The sequence below is a fragment of the Streptomyces sp. NPDC001549 genome, assembly GCF_042894025.1.
Lineage (GTDB): Bacteria > Actinomycetota > Actinomycetes > Streptomycetales > Streptomycetaceae > Streptomyces > Streptomyces kutzneri.
Genome location: NZ_JBIAVJ010000007.1, coordinates 22,779 through 37,992 on the forward strand (window position 1 = coordinate 22,779; position 15,214 = coordinate 37,992).

Consider the following 15,214-nt stretch of genomic DNA (forward strand, 5'->3'; position numbering starts at 1 on the left):
TCTTGGTGAGGCAGGACGTACGGGGATCGGGGCGCGGGCCGCGGTGGCCCGGGGCTCAGGCGTGGAACGGAAGCCCTGCGTCGGCGGCCAGTTCCAGGTCGTCGCCCTCGGGCGGCGGCAGCAGGGTGGCGGAGCCGTCGCTGACGGGAACCACGCCGAGCTCCAGGAGCTCGGCCATCGCCGCGCTGCCCGCCATGTCACGGACCTGGAGCTGGTAGCGGGGGGTGGTGCGGTAGGTGCCGCCGGCCTCGTCCCCGGTGCGCTGGAGGAAACCGGAGTCGGTGAGGAAGGCGGCCGCCTTGCCGACGATGCCGGTGGTGGAACCCGCGAGGCGGCGGGCGTCCTTGGTGGCGCCGGTCGCGCTGCGGCGGGCGTAGACGCGCCAGGCGGCCTCCAGGCCGGGGGCGTCGGAGGCCGGGTCGGTGTTCTCGCCGAGCTCCTCGGCGCGCTCCTCCAGGCGGCGGCAGGTCTGCCGGACGAAGGCGTCGACGCCGTTGACGGTGATGCGGCCGATGTAGCCGTCGTCGGCGAGGTCCTCGGGGCGCGGGAAGGCGAGGGCGGCCACGGCGAGGTGCGCGAGGCCGTGCAGGAAGCGGTCGGCGGAGTCGGCGGCGGTGCGGCGGGCGTAGTCGCCCATCCGGACGGCGAAGACGGAGTCCTCACCGGCGGCCACGGCCATGCCGGCGCGCGGGGACACCTCCAGGACGACGAGGCCGAGGCCGGTGGCGACGGCATCGGCGAGCCGGCCGAAGGCGGGGTCCTCGCGGTAGCGGCGGAGCAGCTCCGCGTACTCGGCGTCCCGGGCGGGGAGCAGCTTGGGCTGGAGCCCGAAGGCGACGAGCCGGGCCGCGTCGGCGGCGTCGGCGGGGGTCACCGGGGCGGCGGCCTGGACCGGCGCGGCCGGGACCGTCTGCACGGGCTCGCTCCACGCGGGGTGCTCGGCGTGGTGGTCGCTCACGGGTACGTCTCCTCGGCGGTGCGGGTCGTTCGGGCGGTACGGAGGGCGCGGCAGAGCCGCACATGGGATTCGGCCTCGCCTGCGTGGTTCGCGACGCGCGGGCGTCCGGCTGGCGGCTCCGCCACATCCAGCCTCGCCGGCGTTAGAGGCGCGGGGTCTGGGGCGGAGCCCCGGAAAACCCGGCTCCGCCGGGCACCGGGCTCCGCCCGGACCCTCCCCCGGCTACCGCTGGGAGGTACCCCCTGCTCAAACGCCGACGGGGCTGAACGGGGAGCCGGCCAGGCTACGACGGGCCAGGCCAAGGCGACGGCGGTCATGAGGCCTCCGCGCGGTCGGCGGCCATGCCGGCGGCGTCCAGGAGGGCGGTGCCGACGATGAGGTCGGCGCCGCCGAATTCGGGGTCGTCGAGCCGCGTGCCGTCGTCCACCGCGAAGAGGAGCCGCTCCTCCCCCTGCCGGTAGGCCGTGCCGACGGCCGGGCTCGCCGCGTGGACGGCCAGCAGGGCCACCAGGTACGGCAGTTCCGGATCGCTGCGGCGGGCCTGTGCCAGGAGCCCGGACAGCCGCCGCGGGGCGTCGTGCGGGAGGTCCAGGAGCTCCATCGCGGCGGCGAGCTGCTCCTCGCTGAAGCGGCTGTCGTCCGGGGTGGCGATGAGGTCCGGTTCGGGCATCTCCGCGCCGAGGTGCTCGCGCTCCACCGGCGGGGTGAGCAGGATCTCGACCAGGTCGGCCACCCGCACCGAGACGGGCGTGCGCAGCCCCGCGCCGGAGGCGAAGAAGGCGGCGGTCACCCGGCTCGCCTGCTCCAGGGGGAGCGGCAGGAGCGGGGCGACGAGCTGGCCGTACAGGTCGATGCCGGAGCGGGGTGCCGGGGCGGCGAAGGCCTGGCGGTCCTGTTCGGCGCGGAACAGCGGCCCGGCGTCCAGCAGCCGGGACTGGAGCTGGGTGTGACGGCGGATGCAGTCCTTGACGATGTCGACGAGTTCGGCCGCGCGCCGCTTGTTCTCCGGTTCCTCCGCCTCGTCACGCGCCTTGCGGATGTTGGTCAGGATCGCGTTCTCGTGGCGGTAGCGGTCGGCGACGTGGTCCAGGGCCTCGGCGATCATGTCGGGCACGGCCTGGAGCCAGTCCACCGCCCGGACGTTGCGGCGCGTCGCGTCCAGCGTGCGGCGCAGGGTTTCGGCGTACTGGACCGTCCGGTAGCGGGCCTGCTCGGCAGCGAGCTGGGCGTCGGCCAGCCGGCCGCGGCTGATCAGCACCTCCAGCTTGACCTCGGCGGCGATCTGGGCGCTGGTGACGTCCGTGTCGAGGGCTCCGACCAGGACGTTGACGGCCTCGTCGGTGGTGCGCAGGTAGACCACGCCGCCGTAGCCGGGGACCTCTTCGATCAGCTTGAAGTCGTAGTCCCGGCGCACGTAGACGCCGTCGGGGCCGAAGGTGCCGTAGATCGCGCGGAAACCGCGGTCCACGCTGCCGACGTTGATCAGGTTCTCCAGCACCCAGCGGGCCACCCGCTCGTGCTCGGCCGCCGGGCGGGCGGGGGCCTGGGCCGCGACACGGGGCAGCAGCCTGGCCACTATCTGCTCGTGGTCGGCGCCCGTGTCGAAGTCCATGTTGAGCGTGACCAGGTCGATCGCGGCCAGCGCGACCTCCGCCATCGCGTAGACCCCGTACTCGCCGGCCAGATTGGCCTTGCGTACGTCGAGGTCGTGGAGCGGGGCGGTGCAGGCGAGGGCGCGCAGCCGCCGGGCCAGGCCCTCGTCGGCGGCCGGGCCCGGCGCCGGGGACGGAAGGGTCTTCGCCGGGGCGGGGAGAGTCACGGACAAAGACTAGGTCCTGTTACTGACAACATCCCAAACGGCATGGTTCGGCCGGATCGTCCCGGCCTCCGGTCCGGCCGCCTGCTCTACGCTCGGCGCATGGATTCCATGATCGCATCCGTTCCTGTGATCGACCTCAACGCCGACCTCGGCGAGGGCTTCGGGCGCTGGACGCTCACCGACGACGAGGCCCTGCTCTCCGTCGTCACGAGCGCCAATGTGGCCTGCGGCTTCCACGCCGGTGACCCGTCGATCATGCGCCGCGTCTGCGAGCTGGCCGCGGAGCGGGGCGTGCGGATCGGCGCGCAGGTGTCCTACCGCGATCTGGCCGGCTTCGGGCGGCGCTCCATGGACGTGCCGCCCGGCGAGCTCGCCGACGAGGTGGCCTACCAGATCGGGGCGCTGGAGGTGTTCGCGCGGGCGGCCGGCTCCCGGGTGTCCTACGTGAAACCGCACGGCGCGCTCTACAACCGCACCGTCCACGACGCGGGCCAGGCCGCCGCCGTGGTCGCGGGCGTCCGGCTGGCGGCCGGGTCCGGCGCCACCGGGGGCCTGCCGGTGCTGGGGCTGCCCGGGTCGCTGCTGCTCGCGGCGGCCGGGGAGGCCGGGCTGGCTCCCGTACCGGAGGCCTTCGCCGACCGCGCCTACACGCCGGCCGGGACGCTGGTCCCGCGTGGCGAGCCGGATGCCGTGCTGCACGACCCGGACGCGGTCGTGGCGCGGGCCGTCCGGATGGCCGCCGAGGGGGCGGTGACGGCGGCCGACGGGTCGCCGGTCCGGGTGGCCGCGCGCTCGCTGTGCCTGCACGGGGACACCCCGGGGGCCGCCGGGCTCGCCCGCCGGGTCCGGGAGGCGCTGGGCGCGGCCGGGGTCCGGGTGGAGGCCTTCGCGTGAGGACCCTCGTGGTGGGCGGTGGGGCGCTGCTGATCGAACTGGACTCGGCGGACGAGGTCGCCGCGCTCCACGCCGAGCTGCTGCGCCGCCGGGACGCGGGCGAGCTGGGTCCCGTACGGGACCTCGTACCGGCCGCGCGGACCGTGCTGCTGGACGGCGTACGGGACCCGGCGGGGCTCGGTGCCCGGATCGCGCGGTGGGAGGTGCCGCCGCTCGCGCCGGCGCAGGGGCCGCAGGTCACCGTCCCGGTGCGGTACGACGGCCCGGACCTGGTGGAGGTGGCCCGGCTGTGGGGGGTCGCCCCGCGGGAGGTCCCGGGGATCGTCGGCGCGACCGTCTTCCGGGTGGCCTTCTGCGGTTTCGCGCCGGGCTTCGGCTACCTGACGGGGCTGCCGGAGCGGTTCCACCTCCCCCGCCGCGAGACGCCCCGTACGGCCGTCCCGGCGGGCTCGCTGGCGCTGGCCGGGGAGTACGCGGGGGTGTACCCGCGCTCCTCCCCCGGCGGCTGGCAGCTGATCGGCTCCACGGACACGGTGCTGTGGGACCCGCGGCGGGAACCGGCGGCGCTCTTCGCGCCCGGGGTCCGGGTGCGGTTCACGGAGGGGGACGGCCGTGGCTGAGGGGCTGCTGGTGGTGCGGCCGGGGGCGCTGACGACGGTCCAGGACCGGGGGCGCCCGGGGTACGCGCATCTGGGGGTCCCGCGCTCGGGAGCCCTCGACACGGCGGCGTACGCGCTGGCCAACCGGCTCGTCGGCAACGCGCCGGACGCGGCGGCGCTGGAGACGACCCTGGACGGGGTCGGGCTGCGGGCCCTGGCTGCGACCACCGTGGCGGTCACGGGCGCGCCCTGTCCGGTACGGATCTCCGGTCGCCCGGTGGCCTGGGGAGCGCCGGTCCGGCTCCCGGCCGGGGCGGAGCTGGAGGTGGGCCGGGCGGAGTCGGGAGTGCGCGGCTACGTCGCGGTGCGGGGAGGCCTGGCCGGCCCGCCGGTCCTGGGCAGTCGCTCCACGGACCTGCTGTCCGGTCTGGGGCCGCCGGTCCTGTCGGCCGGGATGCTGCTGCCGGTGGGCCCGCCGGGCCCGGATCCGGCCCCCGGGGCGGACGCCTGCGGCCTGCCGGGGCCGCCTTCGGAGCTGCTGCTCCCGCTGCGGCTGGGGCCGCGGGCGGACTGGTTCACGGGGGCCTCGCTGGCCGGGCTGTGGCGGGCGGCGTTCCGGGTGTCGGCGAGGTCGAACCGGATCGGGCTGCGCACGGAGGCGGGCCCCGCCCTGGTCCGCGCCCGGGCGGGCGAGCTGCCGAGCGAGGGCATGGTGCTGGGCGCGGTCCAGGTGCCGCCGGACGGGCTGCCGGTGGTGTTCCTGGCCGATCACCCGGTGACGGGCGGCTACCCGGTGGTGGGCGTGGTCCCGCCGGGCCCGGCCCTGGACGCGGCGGCGCAGGCCCGGCCGGGGGTGCCGGTCAGGTTCGTGAGGTCCCGGTGAGGCCCGCGAGGGGACTTCGGCCGGGCACCGCGGCCTGGAGGGCCCGGCCACGTGGCCGGGCCCTCCACACAGCGCTCGGCCCGGCCCCTCGTGTTCGGGGGCCGGGCCGAGATGCGTCGTGGTGCGGGCCGGCGGGGCTACACGGCGGATTCCGGTGTGATCCGGCTCCGGACGGCCGACTGGACGTCCTCCTCCTCCGCCGGATCGGCGGCCAGGCGGCGCAGCCGGGGCGCCACGCGGGCGTCGGCCGTTTCGGCGTGGCGGGCCGCCACCTCGCGGGTGGTTTCCTCGCAGTCCCAGAGGCATTCGACGGCGAAGCCCGCCGCGAAGGAGGGGTCGGTGCTGGCCAGGGCCCGTGCGGCCCGGCCGCGCAGGTGGGACGAGGCGGTCTCGCGGTAGATGTGGCGCAGCACGGGGGCCGCGCAGCCGATGGCGAGCCGGCCGGCCCCGTCCACCAGGGCGAACAGGCGCCGGGTGTCCGGGCCCGCACCGCGCACGGTGGAGCGCAGGGCGCCCAGCACCAGTCCCGCGTCCTCGGCTCCGCCGCGGGCGGCCAGGGTGGCCGCGGCGGCCTCGCCGAGCGCGTCGGGGCGGTGGACCCAGCGCCGGGCCCGTTCGACGGCCTCGGGGCCGCACATGCGCTCGTAGGCGGCCACGGCGGGCTCGTCGGCGGCGGCTTCGATGAGGTCCAGCACGGCCGGGTTGTCCGGCTCGGCGAGGACCAGGTGGTGCAGGGCGGTGGCCCGGGCGGCCTCGCCGTCGGCGCCGGCGGCGGCCGCGAGGATGGCGGAGCGGTCCTCGGGCTGGGCCACGGCGGCGAGGCAGCGGGCCGCGGGGACGTGCAGCGGGGTGCCGCGGCGCAGTCCGCCGGCGGCCCAGTCGAAGACGGCCTGGACGCCCCAGCCGGGCCGGGGCCCGCTCGGGGTCATCTGGCGCTGCCAGCGGTCGAAGGAGCCCTGCTGACGGGCGGCGCGCAGGCGCTCCCCGTACTGGGGGGTCTCCTCCCACAGGCACCACGGGCGGGGCTCGTAGGCGTCGCGGACGGCGGCGGCCAGCCGCGCCTCGCCCTCCGCCGTGGCGGGGAAGCGGGCGAGGACGGCCGAGGCCAGGGACCGCAGGCCTTCGTCGTCGTCGCGCAGGGCCAGCTCGTCGAGCGCCCAGGCCCAGTTCGCCCCGGAGGCGGCGTAGCGGCGCAGCAGCATGAGCGCGTCGTCGCGGCCGTAGGAGGCCAGGTGGCCCAGGACGGACAGGGCGAGGCCCGTGCGGTGGTCCTCTTCGTCGACGAGGTCGTCGGCGCTGAAGAGGTGGGCCTCGATCTCGCCCAGGGGACCGGCGAGGTCCAGGTACAGCCGGGCGTAGTACAAGGAGCGGTTCTCGACCTGCCAGTCCTGGCGCGGGTCGCGGAGCACGCACTGGTTGAGGGCCTCGAGGGCCTCCGCCCTGGGTGCCGCGAGTGCGTGCAGCGTGCCGTCGCCACGGCCCCGCTGGAGGAGCCCGAGCAGGGTACCGCTCGGCGCTATGACTGGTTCGAACATGGGAATGGCCTCAAATCAAGCTGGGGACGCAACCGGGAATCGGGATTCACAGGGCCGCGTAACAGCATGTGAGGACGTCCGCCGTCATGTTCCGCTCGATGTAGACCATTGCCTTCTCACTCTCGTCGGTGCTTCGTGACCATGGAGGCCGGGCCGGCCGGCACACCCTTCGTGTCTCGCCCGCTTCTGCCCGTCCCCCGTGCTCGCGAATCGAATCCGACGCCATGATGACCCAGCCGGTTTGTGCACCGCGACCACATTTATGGCCGCCGTGACCAACCTGTGAGGTCGGGATGTGCCCGGGCCGGGCCAGATCCCAGGCAAAACCGGACTACTTGGCTCCGAAAAGTTCCAGCAGGTCGGCCTTGGCGAACATGCGCGCCGTGTCCACGGCGGAGGGGGTTCCGGCCTTCGGGTCGGCCCCGCCGGCGAGCAGCGCGCGGATGACGGCCCCCTCGCCCTTGAAGACCGCGCCGGCGAGCGGGGTCTGGCCGCGGTCGTTGGCACGGTCGGCCTCGGCGCCGCGGGCCAGCAGGGCCGACACGGCGTCCGCGTGGCCGTGGTAGGCGGCGAGCATGACCAGGGTGTCGCCGCGGTCGTTGGTGAGGTTCGCCGGGACCCCGGCGTCCAGGTAGGCGGTGAGCGCCTCGGTCTCGCCCTGGCGGGCGAGGTCGAAGATCTTGGTGGCCAGCTCGATGACGTCCTCGTCGGGGACGTCCTGGGAACCGGAGCCCTCGGCTGCGCGCTCGCTCATGGTTCGTACCGCCTTTCACTCGTTGCTGACATGGTCCGCCCACCCGTCACGACGTCGTAGACCCGGTCGGGGGCCGGGCGGGCAGGGGGTGCACGGCGCTGCGTCCGTACGGGTGAATCGTCAGAGTAGCGCCCTGGCCTGCACATGTCCGGGTCGGACCGAGGCAATGATCACCTTCGGCCCCCTGCGCGCCGGGCGTGCCGGCCGGGCTGAGCCGGTCAAGTGAAAAACCCTGGAATTCACTCGTATGCACCTTTTGTCGCATTGATACTTCCTGTGAGCCTGGAAGAACTGATGGTGACTGTCCCCACCAACCAGGAGAAAACCTCATGGTCCTGTCCATCTCAGGCGTGGTCCTGCTGGGCATCATCTGCTTCCTCTTCTTCAAGAAGGACGGGATGAAGCTGACGCACGCGTTCGTCTGCGCGCTTTTCGGCTTCTTCCTCGCCGGCTCCGCCATCGCCCCGAGCATCACGGCGAGCACGGCGAGCCTCGCGAGCCTGCTCGGCGGGATCAAGCTCTAGCCCGGCCATCAGGCAGCCACACCAGCAGCACCCGGAACACCGTCACACCCACAACTCCAGGAGACGCCCGTGGCCCGGCGCCCACTTCCCCGCATCCTCAGCAGCGGCACCACGTCGCTGGCCCGGGGCCGCGACCTCGCTCGCACGGCCGCCGACAGTGCCACGGACGTCCTCCATCCGCTCCTCGTCATCGGACGCGGCCTGCGCATCCTGGCCGCGGCCGGGCTGCGCCGGTGGTCGCAGACCCCCAAGGACAAGCGCGGTCCCGCACTGTTCCTGGGAGCCGCCTGCGTCCTGGTGGTCGCACTCGTCCCCTACGGCCCCCTCCTCGCCCTGATCACCCTCATGGCGGCGGCGGCCTGGCACGGACGCGACCACACCCCGGCGAAGACCGGACCCAGCGATGCCGAGACCGAACGGCTCGGCTCCCTCTACGAAGCCCTCGTGCCGTACTTCTCCATCCCGGAGGACCCGAGTCCGCTCTTCGCCCACGGCGGGGACTGGGACAAGGCCTTCAGCGGCTACGAGTTCGACGAGGCGGGCCGCATCACCCGGCTCCACATCCGCTACCCGGCCTACTTCACCGACGGCGAGGCCACCTCACGGGCCCGGATCGAGGCACTGCTGCACGCCAAGTCCGGGCGCGGACGGGAGTATCTCTTCGACTGGGACGAGGAGGGCAACCAGCTCGACCTGAGGGTGCTGGCGGCGCTGCCGACGGGCATCGCCGCCCAGCCGTTCGTCACCTCCCCCGGCGAGACCGTGCTCGGCTTCACCGACGCCGGCGGCGTACACCGCACGCTGCCCGTCCTGGACGGCGACGAGCCCCGGGACGTGCCCCCGGTGATCTGGCGCAGCGGGCCCCGCTCCGCCGAGCCCCACCTGCTGGCCGTCGGCCAGCCCGGCAGCGGCACCTCCACCCTGCTGCGCTCCGTCGCCCTGCAGGCCCTGCGGCACGGGGGCGACGTACTGATCGTCGACGGCGGCGGCGGCGAGTACTCCTGCCTGTCCGGCCGGGCCGGCGTCCTCGCCGTGGAATGCGGGCCGACCGGGGCGCAGGCCACGCTGGAATGGGCCGCGCAGGAGACCGAACGGCGGCTCATCGCCACCCACCGGGCCCGCGAGGTCGGACGGCCCGCGCCCGAGGACACCCGGCGGCCCCTGTGGATCCTGCTGGACCAGCCGAGCGTGCTGGCCCACCTCTCCGTCGCCGGGGGCGGCCCCGACCCGCTGGCCCAGCTGCAGGTGCCGCTGCGGCACGGACGGCCCGCGCACGTCACGGTGGTGGTGGCCGAGCAGTTCGGGCACCTGGAGCTGCTGAACGACGCCGTCTGGCAGCACACCCGCGCCCGCGTCGTGCTCGGGCCGTCCTCGGTCCAGCAGGTCGCCGACGTACTGGGGCTGCCGCCGCACACCACCCCGACGGCCCAGGTGCCGCCGGGGCGCGGGTACGCCCGGCTCGGCACCGGGCCCGTGCACCGGCTTCAGGTGCCCGCCACCCCGGACCCGTACGACGAGGCCACGCACCCGGCGTACCGCCAGGCCGTGCTGGAGCTGCTGCCGGGTCGGCTCGCGCCCGGCGGGGGCGGCGGGCGGGACCGGAGCACGCCGGGCAAGCCGCTCCAGGGGCAGCCGCCGGCGCAGGGCTCGGCTCTGGACGCCCCGGAGATTCCGGAGGTGCCGGCCGAGGCTTCGTAGGCCGGTTGCGACGGGGCCGGGCGCGCGCCGGGTCATCTCCTCGGGCGCCGAACGTGGCGAGGGGCCGGAGCGTGAGGGGTGGTTGCGCCGGGCGCCCTGCGGGGACGCCCCGGCACACGCCCGACCCCGCCACGACCAGCGGGCAGCGGGTCCGGCGGGTTACGCCACGAACGTGCGCGGCGGCTCCGCCCCGCTGCCGCCCGCGCCCGTGCCGACCAGCCGGGCCGCCGCCGCCAGCCGGGAGGCGGCCTCCTCGGCCACCGGCCCGCCCACGGTGAACGGCAGCCGGACGTAGCCCTCGAAGGCCCCGTCCACGCCGAACCTCGGCCCCGAGGGGACCCGTACCCCGACCCGCTCCCCCACCTCGGCCAGCCGCGAGCCGGAGAGCCCGCCCGCGCGGGCCCACAGGGTCAGCCCGCCCTGCGGCACCACGAACTCCCAGTCCGGCAGCTCCCGGCGGACCGCCGCGACCAGCGCGTCGCGGTTGTCCCGGGCCTGCTCGCGGCGGATCCCGACAGCCTCCTGCCAGCCCCCGGTCCGCATCAGCCAGTTCACCGCGAGCTGTTCCAGCACCGGTGTGCCCAGGTCGGCGTAGGCGCGGGCGGCGACCAGGCTGCGGATCACGTCGGGAGCCGCGCGGACCCAGCCGATCCGCATGCCCGCCCAGAACGCCTTGCTGGCGGAGCCGACCGTGATGACCGTGCTGCCGGCCGGGTCGAAGGAGCACACCGGGCGGGGCATCTCCAGGTCCGGGTCCAGCTGGAGCTCGACCATGGTCTCGTCGGCCACCAGGACGGTGCCGGCCGAGCGGGCGGCCTCCACCATCGCGCGGCGCTGGTCCTCGGAGGCCAGGGCCCCGGTCGGGTTGTGGAAGTCGGCGACCACGTAGGCGAGGCGGGGGGCCGAATCGCGCAGCACCTGCCGCCAGACGTCCATGTCCCAGCCGCTGAGGCCGCCGGCCATGGCGACGGGCACGAGGCGGACCCCGGCGGCGCGCATCAGCTGGAGGATGTTGGCGTAGGAGGGGGACTCGACGGCGATCCGCTCCCCGCGCCCGGCGAAGAGACTGCAGATGGCGTCGATGGCGCCCATCGCTCCGGTGGTGACCATGATCTGCTCGGGCATGGTCGGAATGCCCTGCTCGGTGTAGCGGTCGGCGAGCATCCGGCGCAGCGCGGGCAGGCCCGCCGGGTAGTCCCCGTGGGTGTGCGCGTACGGCGGCAGCTCCTCCAGGGCGCCCTGGACGGCCTTGGTGAGCCACGGTTCGGGGGCCGGGAGCGCGGCGCAGCCGAGGTCGATCATCGAACCCAGGGACTCGGGCGGCAGCGGTTCGAGGCCCCGGGCGGGCAGCGGGTTCCCGGCCGGGACGGAGGTCCAGCTGCCGGCGCCGCGGCGGGACTCCAGGAACCCCTCGCCCCGCAGGGCCTCGTAGGCTGCGGCGACGGTGGTGCGGCTGAGGGAGAGGGCGACGGCCAGTTCCCGCTCGGCGGGCAGCCGGGCGGCGACGGGGACGCGGCCTTCGAGGACGAGCAGGCGGATGCCGTCGGCGAGGGTCCGGTAGGCGGGCAGCTTGCGCGCCCCGGGGACGCTGGGCCGCTCCTGCTGGGAGGTGATGAGGCGGGCGAGCTGTGCGGCACCGACCGCTGAGGTCCATTCGGCCATGCTGTCCGGTCCACCTTCGTCGAATTGGCCCCGCCCGACCCCGGGCGCGGCCGGTATTGGATTGCTTCCGCCCCTACACCCTGTCACGCCGGGGGCCACCCGGACCAGGGGCGGGGGTACCCGAACGCTCGGCGGTGAGGGCCGCACGGCTACGGCGGCGCGCCGTTCACCACGCAGCCATCGAGCCGCACCCTTCCCACGGGTAACAAGAGGCATACTGCCGCCGTGACGCACGTACGCCTTCGCCATCCGTATCTGGACCACCCGGCCCCGATCCCCTTCGCGCACCGGGGCGGTGCCGCGGACGGGCTGGAGAACACCGCCGCCGCCTTCCGCCGGGCCGCCGAAGCGGGCTACCGGTACTTCGAGACCGATGTGCACGCCACGGTGGACGGGAAACTCGTCGCCTTCCACGACTCCACGCTGGACCGGGTCACCGACGGCCGGGGCCGGATCGCCGAACTGCCCTGGAAGCGGGTCCGTGAGGCCCGGGTGGGGGGCACCGAGCCGCTGCCGCTCTTCGAGGAGCTGCTGGAGGAGTTCCCGGACGCCCGCTGGAACATCGACCTCAAGACCGAGTCGGCGCTGCACCCGCTGGTCAACCTGATCGCCCGGGCCGGGATCTGGGACCGGGTCTGCGTGAGCTCCTTCTCGGAGAGCCGGGTGGCCCGCGCCCAGAAGATCGCCGGGCCCCGGCTGGCGACCTCCTACGGCGTACGCGGGGTGCTCGGCCTGCGGCTGCGCTCGTACGCCATTCCCGCGGCGCTGCGCGTGGGCGCGGTGGCGGCGCAGGTTCCGGAGACCCAGGCCGGCATCCGCGTCGTCGACCGCCGGTTCGTACGGACCGCGCACGAGCGGGGACTGCAGGTACACGTCTGGACCGTGAACGAAACGGAACGTATGGAGGCTCTCCTCGACCTGGGTGTGGATGGCATCATGACCGACCGGATCGACATCTTGCGCACGGTGCTGGACCGGCGCGGGGCCTGGGCCTGACGCGCCCTTAGCCCCCCGCCCGGGCCGGGATGCCGCTGCGGAACGGGATCAGCGAGGGGGACACCGCATGAGTGCGGAAGAGAGCAGCAGGACCGAGGAAGCGGAACCCGGGGCGGAGGACGGCAGAGCCGCAGCCGCCACGACGGCCGAGGCCGCCACGTCCGCCACGACGGCCGCGACCGCCCAGCGCAAGCGCGAGCAGCGGGGCTGGTACTTCTACGACTTCGCCGTCTCGGTCTACTCGGCGAGCGTGCTGACCGTGTTTCTCGGGCCCTACCTGACCGCGGTGGCCAAGGCCGCCGCGGACGCCGAGGGCTTCGTGCACCCGCTGGGCATCCCGGTGCGCGCCGGATCCTTCTTCGCCTACTCCGTCTCGGCCTCGGTGATCCTGGCCGTCCTGCTGATGCCACTGGTGGGGGCCGTCGCCGACCGGACCGGTCGCAAGAAGCCACTGTTGGCGGCGGCCGCCTACACGGGCGCCGCGGCGACCGCCGGAATGTTCTTCCTGGGCGGTGAGCGCTATCTGCTGGGCGGCCTGCTGCTCATCGTGGCGAACGCCTCCCTGTCGGTCTCGATGGTGCTCTACAACGCCTATCTGCCGCAGATCTCCACCCCCGACGAACGGGACACCGTCTCCTCGCGGGGCTGGGCCTTCGGCTACACCGCCGGGTCCGTGATGCTGGTGGTGAACCTGGTCCTCTTCCAGGGCCACGACTCCTTCGGCCTCACGGAGGGCGAGGCGGTCCGGATCTGCCTGGCCTCCGCGGGCCTGTGGTGGGGGGCCTTCGCGCTGATCCCGCTGCGCCGGCTGCGGGACCGGGCCGTGGTGCGGGAGCCGGGGGCGGCTCCGGCCGTCAGCGGCTGGAAGCAGCTCGTCGCCACCCTGAAGGACATGCGGCGCTACCCGCTGACCCTGTCGTTCCTGCTGGCGTACCTGATCTACAACGACGGCGTGCAGACCGTGATCTCGCAGGCCTCCATCTACGGCTCGGAGGAGCTGAAGCTGGAGCAGTCCACCCTGATCGGGGCGGTGCTGCTGGTGCAGATCCTGGCGGTGGCGGGCGCCCTGGGCATGGGCCGCCTCGCCCGGATCTACGGAGCCAAGCGGACGATCCTGGGCTCGCTGGCCGCGTGGGCGGTGACGCTGGCGGCCGGATACTTCCTGCCGGCCCGGACCCCGGTGTGGTTCTTCGCACTCGCCGCGATGATCGGGCTGGTGCTGGGAGGCAGCCAGGCGCTGTCGCGCTCGCTGTTCTCGCACCTGGTGCCGGCGGGCAAGGAGGCCGAGTACTTCTCGGCGTACGAGATGAGCGACCGGGGCCTGAGCTGGGTGGGGCCGCTGGTGTTCGGCCTGACGTACCAGCTCACGGGCAGCTACCGGGACGCGATCATCTCGCTGGTGGTCTTCTTCGCACTGGGATTCGTGCTCCTGGCGCGAGTGCCGGTGCGGCGCGCGGTGGAGGCGGCAGGCAATCCTGTACCGGAGCGGATCTGAGCGTGGGTCCGCGAGTGCGCCCCGCCCGGATCTACGAACGAATTCCGAACGAATTTAGACGTTGAAGCAAAGGGCCGGTAGTGTACGCCTTTGGCCTGCCAGGCGGACCGTTACTGCGCGCCTAAGAAGCGTGGACGTTGGGTGACATCTGCTGCCAGATGTGACAAAACGGGCATTGGTGGGTACAACAAGGGGCGGCACGACGGGCGACGCACGACCCGGAGCGGGAATCTATACCGCCGACCGGACGTTGACCGGATGACGACGACAGCGACACCTGTCCTGTGGGCGACAAGCCCGGGAGGCACGATTCATGAGTGAGCGAGCTCTCCGCGGTACGCGCCTCGTGGTTACCAGCTACGAGACGGACCGCGGCATCGATCTGGCCCCGCGCCAGGCGGTGGAGTACGCATGCCAGAACGGACATCGATTTGAGATGCCGTTCTCGGTTGAGGCAGAAATTCCGCCGGAGTGGGAGTGCAAGGCGTGCGGCGCCATGGCACTCCTGGTGGACGGGGATGGGCCCGAAGAGAAGAAGGGCAAGCCTGCGCGAACGCACTGGGACATGCTCATGGAGCGACGCACCCGCGAGGAGCTGGAGGAAGTGCTGGCCGAAAGGCTTGCAGTCCTGCGTTCCGGCGCCATGAACATTGCCGTGCATCCGCGGGACAGCCGCAAGTCCGCCTGACAGCCGGACGGATACACAAGCCGAGGTGCCCCGCCGCACAGTGTGTGGCGGGGCCCCTCGGCTTTTCCGCGTTCTCTTCGCCCCACGGGCGGCTCTGCAGGCGCTCTGCGGGCGCCTTACGGGGCCGGCGGCGGGCGGTACGCCGTGTCCGGGCCGTCCTGGCGGCCGGGACGGTCCTCGCGGATGACCTCACCCTGGACGACCTTGCCGTCGGGGTAGTGGATGCGGGCCTGCTGGAAGGCGTCACCGAAGCTGCCGGCGGGGGCCGAGGCCATCTTCCGCTCCAGCGAACGGGCCGCCCTGCGGCCGATCCAGGCCCGGACGGGCGGCAGCAGCAGGACCAGTCCCGCCACGTCGGAGATCAGGCCGGGGAGCATCAGGAGCAGACCCGCCAGCATCGTGAGGCCATTGCCCTGGCCGGGCTGCTGCGGAGTGGGCTGCTGCCCCTGCTGGGCCTGCTGGAAGGTGCTCGCCAGGTTCTCGAAGGCACGCCGCCCGGCCCGCTTGATGACCACCGCGCCCAGGACGATGCCGCCCGCGAGCAGCGCGGCCACGGCGAGGCCGCCGGCCACGCCCGCGACCACGGTGAGCAGCCAGATCTCCAGGATCAGCCAGGCGGCGATCGCCAGGGGGAGGAACGTACGGGCGGGCGAGCGCCGCCGGGGGGCCGTGGAAATGCCGGTCGTCATACCGTCCAGTGTGCCTGGGG

At 74.2% G+C, this 15,214-nt stretch carries 14 protein-coding genes; 8 read left to right on the top strand and 6 right to left on the bottom strand.

Features of this window, described 5'->3' with window-relative positions; translation table 11 throughout:
- Positions 1–55: 55 nt before the first annotated feature.
- Together ACFY04_RS14035 and ACFY04_RS14040 are read right to left on the bottom strand one after the other, a co-directional pair.
- The gene (locus tag ACFY04_RS14035) at positions 56–958 is read right to left on the bottom strand and encodes a hypothetical protein (RefSeq protein ID WP_373040000.1); all 903 of its coding nucleotides are present in this window, start codon (positions 956–958) and stop codon (positions 56–58) included.
- Between the two features lie 313 nt (positions 959–1,271).
- The gene (locus ACFY04_RS14040) at positions 1,272–2,777 is read right to left on the bottom strand and encodes a hypothetical protein (RefSeq protein ID WP_389116578.1); all 1,506 of its coding nucleotides are present in this window, start codon (positions 2,775–2,777) and stop codon (positions 1,272–1,274) included.
- Between the two features lie 99 nt (positions 2,778–2,876).
- On the opposite strand from ACFY04_RS14040, the gene ACFY04_RS14045 reads away from it, so the two are divergent.
- Genes ACFY04_RS14045 through ACFY04_RS14055 form a run of 3 tightly spaced genes read left to right on the top strand, consistent with a single transcriptional unit; the run spans position 2,877 to position 5,153 of the window.
- Complete coding sequence (locus ACFY04_RS14045; protein ID WP_389116580.1) at positions 2,877–3,671, top strand: LamB/YcsF family protein; 795 nt, start codon at positions 2,877–2,879, stop codon at positions 3,669–3,671.
- The gene (locus ACFY04_RS14050) at positions 3,668–4,291 is read left to right on the top strand and encodes an allophanate hydrolase subunit 1 (RefSeq protein ID WP_389116581.1); all 624 of its coding nucleotides are present in this window, start codon (positions 3,668–3,670) and stop codon (positions 4,289–4,291) included. Before ACFY04_RS14045 ends, ACFY04_RS14050 begins: the two co-directional genes overlap by 4 nt.
- Positions 4,284–5,153, top strand: a complete 870-nt coding sequence (locus ACFY04_RS14055; protein ID WP_389116582.1) for a biotin-dependent carboxyltransferase family protein — start codon at positions 4,284–4,286, stop codon at positions 5,151–5,153. The genes ACFY04_RS14050 and ACFY04_RS14055 overlap by 8 nt, the downstream gene beginning before the upstream one ends.
- A gap of 137 nt (positions 5,154–5,290) precedes the next feature.
- Here ACFY04_RS14055 and ACFY04_RS14060 read toward each other — a convergent pair whose 3' ends face one another.
- Both ACFY04_RS14060 and ACFY04_RS14065 read right to left on the bottom strand, forming a co-directional pair.
- Positions 5,291–6,688: a HEAT repeat domain-containing protein gene (locus ACFY04_RS14060; RefSeq protein WP_389116584.1), complete on the bottom strand. Its 1,398-nt coding sequence runs from the start codon at positions 6,686–6,688 to the stop codon at positions 5,291–5,293.
- Between the two features lie 331 nt (positions 6,689–7,019).
- Positions 7,020–7,442 (bottom strand): ankyrin repeat domain-containing protein, encoded by a 423-nt coding sequence (locus ACFY04_RS14065; RefSeq protein ID WP_389116585.1) that lies wholly within the window; start codon positions 7,440–7,442, stop codon positions 7,020–7,022.
- Positions 7,443–7,771: 329 nt separating this feature from the next.
- Here ACFY04_RS14065 and ACFY04_RS14070 point away from each other — a divergent pair, with 329 nt between their 5' ends.
- Both ACFY04_RS14070 and ACFY04_RS14075 read left to right on the top strand, forming a co-directional pair.
- The gene (locus ACFY04_RS14070) at positions 7,772–7,966 is read left to right on the top strand and encodes a hypothetical protein (RefSeq protein WP_007262923.1); all 195 of its coding nucleotides are present in this window, start codon (positions 7,772–7,774) and stop codon (positions 7,964–7,966) included.
- Positions 7,967–8,035: 69 nt separating this feature from the next.
- Entirely contained in the window at positions 8,036–9,664 is a 1,629-nt protein-coding gene (locus ACFY04_RS14075) for a hypothetical protein (protein WP_389116587.1), read from the top strand.
- Between the two features lie 159 nt (positions 9,665–9,823).
- Here ACFY04_RS14075 and ACFY04_RS14080 read toward each other — a convergent pair whose 3' ends face one another.
- A complete protein-coding gene (locus tag ACFY04_RS14080; protein ID WP_389116588.1) occupies positions 9,824–11,326 on the bottom strand; it encodes a PLP-dependent aminotransferase family protein in 1,503 nt (500 codons plus the stop codon).
- A gap of 225 nt (positions 11,327–11,551) precedes the next feature.
- On the opposite strand from ACFY04_RS14080, the gene ACFY04_RS14085 reads away from it, so the two are divergent.
- From ACFY04_RS14085 to ACFY04_RS14095, 3 genes are all read left to right on the top strand, one after another.
- The gene (locus ACFY04_RS14085; protein ID WP_389116590.1) at positions 11,552–12,322 is read left to right on the top strand and encodes a glycerophosphodiester phosphodiesterase family protein; all 771 of its coding nucleotides are present in this window, start codon (positions 11,552–11,554) and stop codon (positions 12,320–12,322) included.
- A gap of 67 nt (positions 12,323–12,389) precedes the next feature.
- Positions 12,390–13,817: an MFS transporter gene (locus ACFY04_RS14090; protein ID WP_389116592.1), complete on the top strand. Its 1,428-nt coding sequence runs from the start codon at positions 12,390–12,392 to the stop codon at positions 13,815–13,817.
- A gap of 313 nt (positions 13,818–14,130) precedes the next feature.
- Positions 14,131–14,505, top strand: a complete 375-nt coding sequence (locus ACFY04_RS14095) for an RNA polymerase-binding protein RbpA (RefSeq protein WP_007262928.1) — start codon at positions 14,131–14,133, stop codon at positions 14,503–14,505.
- A 116-nt stretch (positions 14,506–14,621) separates the two neighbouring features.
- Here the strand turns inward: ACFY04_RS14095 and fxsA are convergent, their stop codons facing one another.
- Positions 14,622–15,194, bottom strand: coding sequence for an FxsA family membrane protein (gene fxsA, locus ACFY04_RS14100; protein ID WP_389116593.1), 573 nt, complete (start codon positions 15,192–15,194; stop codon positions 14,622–14,624).
- Positions 15,195–15,214: the final 20 nt, after the last annotated feature.